The sequence below is a fragment of the Mesorhizobium sp. M0910 genome (assembly GCF_040319465.1).
Lineage (GTDB): Bacteria > Pseudomonadota > Alphaproteobacteria > Rhizobiales > Rhizobiaceae > Mesorhizobium.
The window spans coordinates 22,713-35,647 of record NZ_JAMYNZ010000019.1; the positions used below are offsets into that span (position 1 = coordinate 22,713).

Sequence of the window (12,935 nt, forward strand, 5' to 3'; positions counted from 1 at the left end):
GGCCTCTGCGGCGGGGGACAACCTCAACCAAAGCGAAAGGAGAGTAACCATGCAGCTTGCCCACATTCCCTTGGATCAGCTCAACATTTGCGCGCTCAACATGCGCCATGGAAAACGCGCGCCCGACATATCCGACATCCTGCCCTCCGTGCGTGCGCGCGGCGTGCTGGTGCCTCTCCTTGTGCGGCCGAACGGCCAGCCGGAAACCTTCGAGATCGTCGCCGGCAGGCGGCGCTACTTCGCCGCGAAATCGCTTGCCGACGAGCGCGGCGAAGGCGATCCCTTGCCCTGCGCCATCATGGAGGACGGTGATGACGCCGATGCGCTGGAAGCTTCGCTGATCGAAAACCTCGCCCGCCTCGATCCTGACGAAGTATCGCAATGGGAGACGTTTTCGCGGCTCGCCAGGCAAGGCCGCACCGTTCCCGACATCGCTGCGACCTTCGGCATCACTGACCTCAAGGTCAAACGCATTCTGGCGCTTGGCGACCTCTTGCCCAAAATCCGCGAAGCCTATCGCCGCGAGGAGATCGACGCCGAGACGGTGCGCCATCTCACCATGGCGTCCAAGGCGCAGCAGAAGGACTGGCTGGCACTCTGTGCCGATCCCGATCAATACGCGCCGCGTGGCTTTCAATTGAAGCAATGGCTGTTCGGCGGCCAGTCGATTTCCACCAAGGTGGCGCTGTTTGCCATCGACGAATATCCCGGCCTGATCACCTCGGACCTGTTCGGCGAGGACAGCTATTTCGCCGATGCCGACCTGTTCTGGCAAAAGCAGAACGAAGCGATTGCCGCCAGACGCGACACCTATCTCAACGACGGCTGGAGCGAGGTGGTGCTGCTGGAGCCGGGCCAGTATTTCCACGCATGGGACCACGAGAAGACCCCGAAGAAGAAGGGCGGCAAGGTCGTCATCACTGTCTCGCATCGCGGCGAGGTCCAGTGTCACGAGGGCTGGCTGTCACACAAGCAAGCCCGCCACGCCCGCGAGGGCGGTGAGCAAGAAGAAACAGCCGCCAAGCCGCCGCGCCCCGAACTCACCGGCCCGATGCAGAACTATGTCGATCTGCATCGCCATGCTGCCGTGCGCGCGGCGATGCTCGACCATCCCGCCGTGGCGCTGCGCCTCGTGGTGGCGCACGCCGTCACCGGTTCCGGCCTGTGGCAGGTGCGCCGTGAGCCACAGCGCGCAGTCAACGAGACGGTGACTGCCAGCCTTGCCGGCTGCAAGGCTGAAGCTGCATTCGGCAAAAAGCGGCGCGAAGTGTTGGCCCTGCTCGGATCACTGGATGAGGATGGCGTGGTCGCCGGCGGCAATGGCGACGCGTTTGCTATCGCCGGCGTGTTCGCGCGCCTCTTGGCGCTGTGCGACGACGATGTCATGCGCGTTCTCACCCTTGTCATGGCCGAGACGCTTGCAGCCGGCAGCGCCGTCATCGAGGCGCTCGGCAACCATCTGAACGTCGAATATGGGCACATGGTGGCAACCGGACGATGCCTTTTTCGACCTCTTGCGCGACAAGGAAATCGCCAATTCGATGCTGGCCGAGGTCGGCGGCAAGCTGGTCGCGGACGGCAATGTCGCCGAGAAGGTCAAGACGCAAAAGAAGATCATCCGCGACTTCCTGGCGGGCGAGAATGGCCGCCAGAAGGTCGAGACCTGGCTGCCGCGCTGGATGAAATTCCCGGCCGAAAGCTACACCAGCCGCGGCGGCTTCCGCACCGCCGATCAGTGGGCACAAGTGCAGCCGCTGTTCGTCCGCGAATAATCGATCAGGGCCCGAGCGGCGGTTCTCTCGAGTACCGCCGCTCAGGTCGCGCGCGCCGCTCCGGGCCGCGCCGGCTGCCGATTGCTCGTCTTGTCGAGTCAGTGCCGCGCGCGAGAAATCCCGACGCCAATTCGCGCCCGTTTCGGCAGCCCTGCACCGCGCCGGGTTGCTTGCTGAGGCGCCAGGCGCATGGGGCCAATTGTCCGATCCGGTTGCCGACAGAGCCCGCGCAGCCGGCGCCCTGCGTTGCCGCCTGTTCGTTGCGCCGCCGATCGCGCTACCTGTCTCCATGTGTCTCAGGAACCATTCCCCTGCGGCTGGCTTGACGACCTATGGGCGGATCCGGCCCGCCCGAAACCCTCGCCACGAGCTTTTTTCCCCGCCGCCTGCGGCGGCTTCCTCGCGCCGCTTCGCTTCAAAAAAGCTGCCCGCTCGGGTCCTCCGCTATCGCTGCGGCCGTCCCGGTTCCGGCGGTCCGGACGCGCCCATCACGGTCCGCCATCGCAGGGGAATGGTCCCCGGCGAGCACCAAAGGAGACTGAAAATGACCGCGATCGGATACGTCACCAAACAGGAAAACGGCGGCTACAAGGGCCAGCTCAGGACGCTCAGCGTGCGCGCCGACATCGACATCGTGCCCAATCAGGCAAAGAGCGCCGACACCCATCCCGACTTCCGGGTGCTGACGCAAGGGGTCGAAGTAGGGGCCGGCTGGATCCGCACCGGCGAGACCTCCGGCAAGGACTATGTGAGCCTGTCGATTGCCGCCCCGGAGTTCGGCCCGCGGAAGCTCTACGCCAATCTCGGCCGCGCCGCCGGCCAGGATGACGACGACACATACGCCATCATCTGGAACCCCGTCGACTGAACCGCCAGCCTCGAGCCCCGCGCCGCAACGGGCGCGGGGCTCTTCTCAAGAAGGGGCGGCGAAAACTCGCCCCCCACTCTTCGCCCGTCCCGAAAACGATCTCGCTCGCCGATCCTCGCCTTCGCTTGTCCGTAACGAACGAGGACCATCATGGACGACGAAAACGAACGCGCGGCCCGCGCCAAGAAGGGCAGTCCGTTTCTCAACACCGCGCAGGCCGCCTTCTATATCGGGCTGTCCCAGCGCACGCTGGAGAAGATGCGGCTCAAAGGCGGTGGCCCGCAATTCCGCAAGCACGGCCGCTATGTTCGGTATCACATCGACGAGCTCGACGACTGGTCGAAAGGGCGCGCGCAGGAGACCAGGCCCGAGGATGGCGGCCACGATTCCGGCTCGGCCGGTGCGGGAGGCCGCTCATGAGCCGGCGTCCCACTATCCGTCTGATCGGCAGCCATCTGCGGCGCGTTCGGGCGCGCAAGACGATCGCCGTGGCCACAATAGGCCTCGGCCTGATCGGCTTCGCCGCTTTCGACAACCCATCGCCCTGGCTGGTCTGGAACGCCTCGGCCAGTGCGCCGGTCGGCCTCTATCGCCTCGCGTCCGGATCACCGGCTCGTGGCGATCTGGTGCTCGTCCGCCCGCCAAAACCGGTCGCCGATCTCGCCGCCGAACGCTTCTATCTGCCCAGCAATGTGCCGCTGGTCAAGCGCCTTGCCGCGCTGCCTGGCGAGCATGTCTGCGCCTTCGGCGACGCCATCATCATCGGCGGCGAGATCGTCGCGCGCCGGCTGGCAACCGACACGCAACACCGTCCGCTGCCTTGGTGGAATGCCTGCCGCAAGCTCGCCGCCGACGAGTTTTTCCTGCTCGGCAACGATAGAAATCACTCCTTCGACAGCCGCTATTTCGGGCCGGTGCCGGCCGAAAATATTGCCGGGAGGCTCGTGCCGCTATGGACCGAGTAACCCTCCTGATGCTCGGCATGGTCGCGATAGCGCCATGCGCCTGTTCCGCCGCGACCGACGCTCAGCCGGCCGCCATCTCCCGTGGTCCGCAGCTGGCAAGATGGCAGCACTACGTAGCCGAAGCAAGCCGGCGTTTCAGCATTCCACAGCCCTGGATTTATGCGGTCATGGATGCCGAAAGCCGGGGGCAGACAAGGCTGAATGGACGGCCGATCACATCGAGCGCCGGCGCCATTGGCCTCATGCAGGTGATGCCCGGCACCTACGAGGAGATGCGCGCAGAGCTTGGCCTGGGAGCCGATCCGCACGACCCTCGCGACAACATTCTGGCAAGCACTGCCTATCTGCGCGCCATGTATGACCGCTTCGGCTTTCCCGGCCTGTTTGCCGCCTATAACGCTGGGCCGGACCGCTACGAACAGCATTTGCAGCGTGGGCGACCGCTGCCCAGCGAGACGGTTTCGTATCTGGAAGAGCTCAAGGCGGCGGGGATCTCGGCCGCCGACATGGACGCGTTCACCGGCAAATCCCGTTCCGGAAAAGCGCCGGAAATCCCGTCCGGGCAGTCGCTGTTTTTCCTGCGAAACGGTGTTTCCGTGACCGATCCGAATGGCCAAATCGTGGTGCCGCTCGGATCGGAGCGAGCAAGGTCAGGCCGGCCGGATCGCAGGTGAGGGCAGGGGTACCGTGGGTCGGGCGGGGCAGGGAGGCAGGGAGGCAGGTCCGCGGAAGGCAAGATAAAGGCATCGCCTCCTGGAGGCGGCGAAGTCTTTGTCTGCACATCGTTTTCCACGGAGGCTGCCTTCAGCGTCAGGAGAGCTGCTGCCGACAAACCTCTGATATTGCTTAAGATTACTAGGAGGCTCAATGCAGGATGAAGAGTTCAAGCCGAGCCTGGGCAAAATCGGATCGCGCGGCTCGAAGGCAGGCAAGCGTTTCGCCGGCCAGATCCGCGCCGCGATCAACCGAGCCGGCGGCGGCAGCGGTCGCCGTGGCCGCTTCATCGGAAGCCGGGCGGGGCGCGGCGGGGCTGCTGCCGCCGTTCTCAGAGCGCGCGACCCCCACGCGGCGTTTCGGCAGCGGCGCGCCGTCGTCAAGGCGCGTATCGTCAAGCTGGCCGGCAAGGGTGTTGACGGGGCACGTGCACACCTTCGCTACCTCCAGCGCGACGGCGTCACCCGCGAAGGCGAGCCTGGCGAGCTCTATAGCGCCGACAGCGACCGCGTTGATGGCAAGGCCTTCATCGATCGTGCCGATGGCGACCGGCATCAGTTCCGCTTCATCGTCGCCCCTGAAGACGGCATCGAGTATGATGACTTGAAGCCGCTCACGCGGCGCCTCATGGCGCAGATGGAAGAAGACCTCGGCACTAGGCTCGACTGGGTGGCCGTCGATCATTTCAACACTGGTCATCCGCATACCCATATTATCGTCCGCGGCAAGGACGACCGCGACGAAAACCTCGTCATCGCGCGGGACTACATCTCGTCTGGAATCCGTGAACGGGCGGCGGAGCTGGTCAGCCTCGACCTTGGCCCGAGAACGGACCGCGAGATCGAGCAACGCCTGCGCCAGGAAATGGAGCGGGAACGCTTCACCAACATCGATCGGCAGCTGCTCCGCATGCGCGACCATGAGGGGCATGTCTCACCGGCCAGCCGAGACACGTTTCGCCAGACGCTGCACCAGGGCCGCCTGCGCAAGCTCGAGCGGATGGGTCTGGCTGAGGAAGTCGGCTCGGGCCGCTGGCGCCTTGATGGCGAGCTTGAAGCGACGCTGCGCCGCATCGGTGAGCGGGGCGACATCATCAAGACCATGCACCGCGAACTGACCGGCAAGGGGCTCGCCCGCAGTGCCGCCGACTATGTTGTCCATGATCGATCTGCAGAGCAGATGCAGCCTGTCGTCGGCCGCATCATTGCGCGCGGCCTGGCCGACGAAATCACTGACCGCCATTACCTCGTCGTCGACGGCGTGGACGGCAAAAGCCACTATGTTGATATCGGCAAAGGCGAGGCCACCCAACCGACGCCAGAGGGCTGCATAGTGCGGGTCACGCCGAGGGACACCGGGCCAAGGCAAGTCGACCGCACAATTGCCGAGATCGCCACGGCCCATGACGGGCGCTACAGCATCGATATCCATCTCAAGCATGACCCGTCGGCCACCGAACGCTTTGCCGAAACGCACGTGCGGCGACTGGAGGCGATCCGCCGGGCGACCGGTCGTGTCGAGCGCGAGCCGGACGGCACCTGGATCGTCGCACCGGATCATCTCGACCGTGTGTCTGACTACGAGCGTCAGCGGGCCGGGGCCGAGCCTGTCACGGTTGACAAGCTCTCATCAATGCTGCTGGAACAGCAAGTCAACTTCGACGGCGCCACCTGGCTCGATCGAGAGCTGGTTTCCGACACACCGGAGGCCTTGCACAGCTCTGGTTTCGGCCGCGATGTCCGAGAGGCGCAAGGCCGCCGGCGGCAGTGGCTGATTGCGCAAGGTCTTGCTCGGGAAGAGCAGGACCGGATCGTCTATCGCGCCAACATGCTTTCGATCCTGCGTCAACGTGAGCTGAACCGTGTTGCCGGTCAACTGTCTGACGAACTCGGTCTGCCCTATTCTGAAGCCCAGAGTGGAGGTCGAATAGAAGGCACGCTCCGCCGCTCCGTCGAGCTCGCCGGCGGAAAATACGCTGTCATCGAGAAATCGCGCGAGTTCACGCTGGTGCCATGGCGGCCGGTGCTTGATCGGCATATTGGCAAGGAGGTGTCTGGTGTCATGGGTGGGGAGGGGATTTCATGGACCATCGGCCGGCAGAGAAGCGGACCAAGCATTTCGTGACATGGCTACACAACTTCTTTGCCCGCGTTGAAACGGGTACTCAGTCCGGACGGAGTTCGCCTGCTAATTGCCCGCGGCATTGATCTCGCGAGGGATAAATGGCTGGTCGTGCAAGACTTATCGTTCGCTCTACAAAAAGCGCCCCAATCATTCATCGTATTCCATGGTTCTGAGCCAAAACCCTCCTGCGCCACCACGGCACTCTTCCCGGTGCCACGGAAGCCCCGCCGACGGCGGCGGTGCCGGCCTGGTTGCGCAGGGCTGCCCCCGACCCGAACAGTTGCGGCGCATGAGGACTTGCAATCACTGCAGGTGCGGCCATCGGCGCGCTCGATGCGATGGTCCGCCAGCTAGAGAGGTGGGCTGGCGCCTGGTGACACCGCCTAGGGCTTTCGGCGGCCGCGGTACGGCGAGCAGGCTCGCGGCGTCGAGGATGAAGCCGCACTTCGCGATGTTCTTCTGCTCACACGACCGGGAGACGAGGTCGGCCCCGCGGGCCGGATGCTGTTGGCCGGGCGTGAACTGGCTGCCCATCCCGCTGAGGATCTTCTAACGGGAGAAACCTCGCTGCGGTAGGGAAGATTTCGGTCGTCGCCCGCGACGACGAGGCGGTCAGCGACCTGGCCAGACGAGCTCGGCAGCTTTCCGCTGCGGCATGGTGACCGGCGCGATCATGGCCGCCGAATGAGATCGCTTCGAACGCACCGTCAGATGCTGGCTCGCCGACGCTTTACTGGCGCAGCGCCTGGGAGGGGCAATGCGGTGCCGCTACTGGGCACCGAGGCAGCTTTGGGCATGAGACCCGATCAACCGCGCCGGGCCGCGACGGTCATTGCGGCATCTGGAGTCGAGGCCGGGTCAGACCGGGGGAAAAACTGCTCGTCGCGTAGGAGCCCCGCGTTGCGCGCCGTCGATCTTTCCGCCCAACTCGGCGCCGCGCTGACCGGGGCCTGCCATTGCCCCGAAACTGAGGCCAAGGCGACGGACCCGCCCTGCGTATACCGACGCCCGCCGCGCCGCCGTCGGCGGAAACGAGCGGGCCGTGGACCTCACACAATCTGAGGTGCTGATGACGATGTGCATCGCCTACTTCCATCCGCACTCCTACCCACGAGCTCACCCGTGCGCCCGCGGTGCTGCGAACCCGCCGACGAATATTTGGCAGAAGCCGGAGTGGGCGCTCACCCGCGACGATTTTTTTGGCCTTGACCGGGCCGGGCGGCGCGACCCGAGCGTCGGGACAAAAAGCCGGGAAGGGGAGGGCACCAGCCCGGTTGAAGCCAAGGGCATGATGATGTGAGGACGATCTGCTGGCAAGAATTTGCGCAGATCGATGCTGTCCTGGCGCGCTCGTCGAAGATTCTGAGCGGCGCCGACGTGGCTGCTCGAAGGGAGAACACTTCACTGCGTGACCGTCCGGACCTAATTACGATCTCCATTGGAATAAAGAAGAACGACGGGCCGAATGGCAGGGTGGATCGCCAAGATGCGCGATCTGCCGGCTGTCCTGCGCGCGTGCGGGAGTCGCCACCATGAGCTTTACGACAAAATTGCCGGCACAGGCCGATTTCAAGAAGGTCTTGCTCTATGCGATCAGGAGGCGATCGCACGCAGCGCAAGATCGGCCAGTGCGGATGCTGGCCAAGCTGCCCGGCGCGTCGTGAGATGTTGCCCGTCGGATGGTGACGCTTTAGATCAGGCGGATCTCCACCCAGCGCCGCGCAGGTCGAACCCAGCGATTTTGTGGCACGCGCTCGAAAGGTGCTGCACCGCGGGAATTGCCGCCTCATCCATGCACTGCAAGAGTCACGAAAGGACGGTGACCCCCGAAGCAAAGTCCCATCCGTGGGCACTCACGTGCGCCTGATGCGCACGTATCCATCGTGCGCATGCGTTCCATAAACACAATCGATTTTACCGGCCAAAGAGAATAGCGGATACCGCCCGTTTCTTGAGGAAGGCTTATGGACCGACCGGCGCCGCTTGACCATTCGAAACCAATCGAAGTTGGCCGGCGCGAGCCCTGAGTTCCGGTTGATCTACATTCCAGGCGGCGGCACGGCCGCAATTGAGGCGATGAGGACGAAGTTCAACGGAAATATTTCGGCCTTCTAGCCTAGAACAGGCCTGTTCGGCTTCTGTCGTGCTGCGGCCCTCATCTCTCCATTACCGGCTGGATTGGGGTGCGACAATCCAGAATGGGATCCGAAGATGCCGTGCGTGAACCACTCTAGAACCAAAGTGGAAGCAGTAACGGCAGGATATCGGCTGGAGGTCTGATGCTTAATCACAAAACAGTCGGTTCGAAGGGGCGCGACCCGTGCCCAGAAGGGACAAAGGCCAGAGACCTAAGCTTCGATTTCGCCAAAGGCGTCCTCATTATCTTGGTGATAATTGTTACAATATGTTATCTATCGAGGCACTGACGACTTTTGGCTGTCGCCATATTTTAAGTCGATCTACATGTTTCACATGCCTCTGTTTATGGCGATAAGTGGATATCTTTCTTCGGGAGCGATTCTGCGCAAATCGTTCCCTCAAGGCGTCAGTGATCGAGCAATGCAACTAGTATTGCCCATGCTTTTTTGGTGTGCGTTGATTTGGATATCGAAGGCCGCCGTAATGTCTTCGGCGAACAGTTTAACCAGTGGAATGTTGGATTTTTTTAGGGAGTTCATTGGCACATACTGGTTCATCTGGGCAGCTTTCGCGTCCTTCGTCCTGATAAAGTTGCTCACGACTTTCAATGGCTCGTCGGTGTGGATCATAGGCGCATCTGCAATTGCGATCGCATTCGCGCCCGTCCCGTGGTCAATAACCCCGTTGGTACGATACACATACCCATTCTTTTGTTTGGGGTTCTTGTTTGCGCAGCCGATCGGATGGCAGGCAGCTAGCATCAGGCGCCACAAGGCTATTTTTGTGGTGTTACTTTCGATGGCTGCGTTCATGTGCTTTCTTGTTTGGGGAAAGGAAACGTACGTCTACAACAATCTTGTTTTGATCTACGATGCACAATCGGCCAAACAAGTGTTGCTGATGTTCGCTGGCTCGGTAGCAACTTCTGCAGTGGCGATGCAGCTTATATTCCTATGCTGGAGAGTTGGCTATTCAACTCGCGTAGCTCGCTTTGTCGCGCTGGAGCTTGGTCAGAGCACACTGCTGCTTTACCTGCTTCAGGGTGCCGTGTTTCGCTTCATGGATCTAATACCGTTCGGAGAGCTTTGGGATCTCGCGAGCAGAATCGAGTTCGCCACTTTGCTTGGTTTGGCGATTGTTGTCACAGCGATGACAGTTCGCAGGATTGTGCGCCACCTTGGATATGTGTCGCGGAGCTATGCTTAATTTATGATGTCACTGCCGACAGTTGGCATTGAAGTCATTGGCGAGCCATGCCGGCGTGGCATTCCCCTCACGGATCACTTGATCCGCCGCCCGAAGTAAGGCGTGCCTGTAGGCCGGGATCGGTCCCGAATGCTCGTAGGACGGCAATTCGCTCGGGAGCCCGATCAGATTTGAAGCTCCGCGACCGTCTGGCGCCGACCGCAGCCAATGAAAGAGCGTCTGGCCGATCGTCGCGTTCATCTCCAGAAGCCCGCCTAGCATCTTGTGACCACTGCTGTGGCAATGCAGCAGTCCTGGATGGCTGCATCAAATAGGTCCAAGATGCCCCGGGTGCGCTTCCACCGCATCACCGGGACCTTCGCTGCAGCTAAATGCAGAAAATCCAGGCGCGCGCTGAAGCATCGTGAAAAATTCATGGATTATGTCAGCTGATAAAATGACCCGATCCAATTTCAGTCGATCAATCAGCGCCCTTCGTCGGGGCTGTCGGTCCGCATCGCGCCTGGCGACGGCGCTATGCTGGTGCTCCTACGGCCGCCCTGTTGAACCGCTTTCTCCAGCACCGAACTGAATTGGTCCCGATGGCGGACATTTCGATGCTTCCGCCTTGTAGGGCTTCTTTGTTGCGGCCGGCTCTGCGGCAAGGCTGCGCCGACGTGAACGTACTTGGCGGCACGTTGTGTGAGGGAGGGGAAAGAGGAGCGGCCCTCTCCCTGCAAGCCGCCGCTGGCGGATTCCTCCGTCTGCCCGCTTCGCTCCGTGCGGACCGGGGAGACCCCTCCGCCCCCCTTGCTCCCCGCTGCTCGCCACGATGCAGGGGGACAGGCGACCTGAACCCGTGCCCAAGCCGATCTGATGTCAGAGGCGGTGGGGCTGGACATGGGCCCGTGGTGGACGTACCTGCCACACAAATCCTCATGCTCGCCTAACCGGCCGCAACGTATGGCAATCCGGGTAGTCCCGATGAAAGATGGAGTAGGTCTCGGCCATTCCCGTGTCCGAACCCAGAAAAGTTACTGGTTTCCTTACGGGCGCGATACAAAGGGCACGGGCTGGACTTGGCTGCCGGGGGCGGGGCTTGTCGACCGCTCGATCGAAAGTGAGAGACGAGGAGGAGAATCACCGACCTGCAGAGCGGCAAGGCGCTCGCCTACCTCCCTGTCAGTCACCGTTAGCCGATGGTTTAGACGAAGATAGTCCGTCCATGTCGGCGTGCGGAATGTCTCGGTCCAAAGAGTCGAGTTCTGAAGATCGCGCTGGAGGGTCCAGTCCCGCGCACCGGCACGGCTCTGAACGCGCCGCCTTTCGCGCATGCAGCTCAGAAATTCCTCGATATTCTCCTCGGGTATCGAGTACTCCACCTTGATCACGATCGGGCCGCTCCTGGGCTTCAAATCGAGGGCCAGTTCTGGTGGCCTGAAGTCGAAGGCCCCTTGATCCGATTCCTCCCATAGCCGTACCGGCAATAGCTTTCCCACGGCTGCAACCAGCAACAGCGCCGCTGCAGCACCTTCCAAAGCCCACGTCAGGGAATAGTACTGCGCGACAGCACCCCAGATCCAGCTGCCCGCTGCCATGCCGCCGTAGGTCAGGGCGTAATAGATCGACAGGGTGCGACCAACGACCCACCTTGGGCTTGCCAACTGCACACACACGTCGGTTCCGGTCCAGGTGACAACCCAGCCTGCGCCAGCGATTGCAAGCGCGATCGCTGCTACAGCCACCGATGATGTGAGAGCCAGTAAAAGGCAACACGTTGCGCAAGCAACGGATGCGAGCGTGATCAATCGATTTTGGGACGTGATGCGTCGCAAGTAGCTATTGCCAATGCCCGCGATGAAGGCGCCTGTGCCGAAGCCGGCTAACAGGACGCCGTAAACAATTGGCCCCCCCGCCAGTTGGTCGCGAACCACGAGGGGGAGCAGAGCAAGGATCGAGATGCTTGACAGCCCGAACAGGGTTGCGCGCACGATCGCCACTCTGATCTCAGAGGAGATTGCCGTGAAGCGCATGCCATCATGAATGGCCGTCGTCATCCGCTCGCGCGGAAGAGGCGAAGAGCGAACTTGCCACTTGGAGCGCAGCACAGCGCTCAACGGGACCAGGTCGGTCAGCGCAGCGAAGGCGAAAGCCGTAAGGGGGCCCAGCAAAGCCAAAATTACACCGCCCAGCGCCGGTCCTATGCTCCGAACCACGTTGTACCCCACCGACATCAGCGTCACTGCAGCGGGTATGTCGCGCTTTTCCAGGATGTCGCCGACCGAGGCGTGCCAGGCTGGATCATTCAAGGCAAAGCCGCATCCCGCCAAGAAACTCAGTCCCAAGATCAGCCATGGACTGACAAAGCCCAGTCCAACAGAGAGAGCCAGCGCCGTGGATGCCAGTGCGATCAGGCAATGTCCGGCAAGCATCACGCCGCGGCGGCTGAAGCTGTCTGCAATCGCTCCAGCAAGGATCGACAAGAAGAAGGCGGGCAGTGTCGATGCAGCCTGCACGAGCGCAACCATCAGATCGGAGGCTGAAATCGTTGCCATAAGCCAGCTTATAGCCACGCTCTGCACCAGCCAGCCAAGGCTGGATATCTGCGTGGCTGTCCAGATCGAACGAAAGACCGGATTCTGAAGAGGGATCAGTGTGTTTGCCGCAAAGGGCGGGGAATCTTGACGCCGCATGACTTCTCACCTCCACCACGTAGTTCTTTCACTCACTCACTTGCTGACAGCGGTGCGCTTACGCACAGCTGCGTCACAACCAAGTTCCGATATCGCGCTCGCAACAAAGTAGATGTCGCATCCACGGTGCTGATGCGCGATGAGTGTGCCAGTTGGGCGTCAGCTGGTCTGGGTCGCGCAGCCCGATGGGGTGCGGTCTGCCCTGCGACTCTTGGCCTTGGACGGTGCTACCGCCCCGATGGCCGGGTTGTCAAACTGCCACGGTGCTAGCAGCGCCCATCCCATCCTGACAGGCATGAGCATACGACGCAGTGCATCGCTGGTATCGGAGGCGGGTGCAAGATCAAGGGTGGCATCGTCTTGACAAGTACGAGCTGGTGGGCGCCTTTGCCCGACCTACACATCGGCGATTCATGGGGCCGCCGTTCAACTCGTTGGTCTATGCGCAAAAAAACATAATACGCTTGTAAAAGAC

General features: G+C 62.1%; 9 protein-coding genes and 3 pseudogenes. 10 read left to right on the plus strand and 2 right to left on the minus strand.

Annotated elements, in window-relative coordinates:
• Nucleotides 1-49 precede the first annotated feature (49 nt).
• The 10 genes and pseudogenes from NKH78_RS29625 (at nt 50) to nolL (ending at nt 9,788) form a co-directional block, all read left to right on the plus strand.
• Complete coding sequence (locus tag NKH78_RS29625; RefSeq protein ID WP_352884897.1) at nt 50-2,098, plus strand: ParB/RepB/Spo0J family partition protein; 2,049 nt, start codon at nt 50-52, stop codon at nt 2,096-2,098.
• 218 nt (nt 2,099-2,316) lie between these two features.
• Nucleotides 2,317-2,640, plus strand: coding sequence for a DUF736 domain-containing protein (locus tag NKH78_RS29630; RefSeq protein WP_352474126.1), 324 nt, complete (start codon nt 2,317-2,319; stop codon nt 2,638-2,640).
• A 150-nt stretch (nt 2,641-2,790) separates the two neighbouring features.
• A complete protein-coding gene (locus NKH78_RS29635) occupies nt 2,791-3,060 on the plus strand; it encodes a helix-turn-helix transcriptional regulator (protein ID WP_352468501.1) in 270 nt (89 codons plus the stop codon).
• Entirely contained in the window at nt 3,057-3,605 is a 549-nt protein-coding gene (gene lepB / locus NKH78_RS29640; RefSeq protein ID WP_352541533.1) for a signal peptidase I, read from the plus strand. Before NKH78_RS29635 ends, lepB begins: the two co-directional genes overlap by 4 nt.
• Entirely contained in the window at nt 3,593-4,279 is a 687-nt protein-coding gene (locus tag NKH78_RS29645; protein WP_352884899.1) for a lytic transglycosylase domain-containing protein, read from the plus strand. Before lepB ends, NKH78_RS29645 begins: the two co-directional genes overlap by 13 nt.
• A gap of 193 nt (nt 4,280-4,472) precedes the next feature.
• Complete coding sequence (gene rlxS / locus NKH78_RS29650; RefSeq protein WP_352884901.1) at nt 4,473-6,443, plus strand: relaxase/mobilization nuclease RlxS; 1,971 nt, start codon at nt 4,473-4,475, stop codon at nt 6,441-6,443.
• Between the two features lie 459 nt (nt 6,444-6,902).
• A complete protein-coding gene (locus NKH78_RS29655) occupies nt 6,903-7,019 on the plus strand; it encodes a hypothetical protein (protein WP_352567124.1) in 117 nt (38 codons plus the stop codon).
• A 409-nt stretch (nt 7,020-7,428) separates the two neighbouring features.
• Nucleotides 7,429-7,542: pseudogene (locus NKH78_RS29660) on the plus strand (SMC-Scp complex subunit ScpB); the annotation flags it as partial.
• Between the two features lie 433 nt (nt 7,543-7,975).
• Nucleotides 7,976-8,107: a hypothetical protein gene (locus NKH78_RS29665; protein WP_352508098.1), complete on the plus strand. Its 132-nt coding sequence runs from the start codon at nt 7,976-7,978 to the stop codon at nt 8,105-8,107.
• A 615-nt stretch (nt 8,108-8,722) separates the two neighbouring features.
• Nucleotides 8,723-9,788 (plus strand): annotated as a pseudogene (gene nolL / locus NKH78_RS29670) (nodulation factor fucose acetyltransferase NolL).
• A gap of 12 nt (nt 9,789-9,800) precedes the next feature.
• Here nolL and NKH78_RS29675 read toward each other — a convergent pair.
• Both NKH78_RS29675 and NKH78_RS29680 read right to left on the minus strand, forming a co-directional pair.
• Nucleotides 9,801-10,046, minus strand: a pseudogene (locus NKH78_RS29675) (hypothetical protein); the annotation flags it as partial.
• Between the two features lie 767 nt (nt 10,047-10,813).
• Complete coding sequence (locus tag NKH78_RS29680) at nt 10,814-12,460, minus strand: MFS transporter (protein WP_352508099.1); 1,647 nt, start codon at nt 12,458-12,460, stop codon at nt 10,814-10,816.
• Nucleotides 12,461-12,935 lie beyond the last annotated feature (475 nt).

Bases quoted from the DNA above. Each gene is read 5' to 3' on its own strand.
- NKH78_RS29630 (WP_352474126.1), top strand. From the start codon at position 2,317: ATGACCGCGATCGGATACGTCACCAAACAGGAAAACGGCGGCTACAAG.
- NKH78_RS29625 (WP_352884897.1), top strand. From the start codon at position 50: ATGCAGCTTGCCCACATTCCCTTGGATCAGCTCAACATTTGCGCGCTC.
- NKH78_RS29665 (WP_352508098.1), top strand. From the start codon at position 7,976: ATGAGCTTTACGACAAAATTGCCGGCACAGGCCGATTTCAAGAAGGTC.
- NKH78_RS29645 (WP_352884899.1), top strand. From the start codon at position 3,593: ATGGACCGAGTAACCCTCCTGATGCTCGGCATGGTCGCGATAGCGCCA.
- lepB (WP_352541533.1), top strand. From the start codon at position 3,057: ATGAGCCGGCGTCCCACTATCCGTCTGATCGGCAGCCATCTGCGGCGC.
- NKH78_RS29635 (WP_352468501.1), top strand. From the start codon at position 2,791: ATGGACGACGAAAACGAACGCGCGGCCCGCGCCAAGAAGGGCAGTCCG.
- NKH78_RS29680 (WP_352508099.1), bottom strand. From the start codon at position 12,460: ATGCGGCGTCAAGATTCCCCGCCCTTTGCGGCAAACACACTGATCCCT.
- rlxS (WP_352884901.1), top strand. From the start codon at position 4,473: ATGCAGGATGAAGAGTTCAAGCCGAGCCTGGGCAAAATCGGATCGCGC.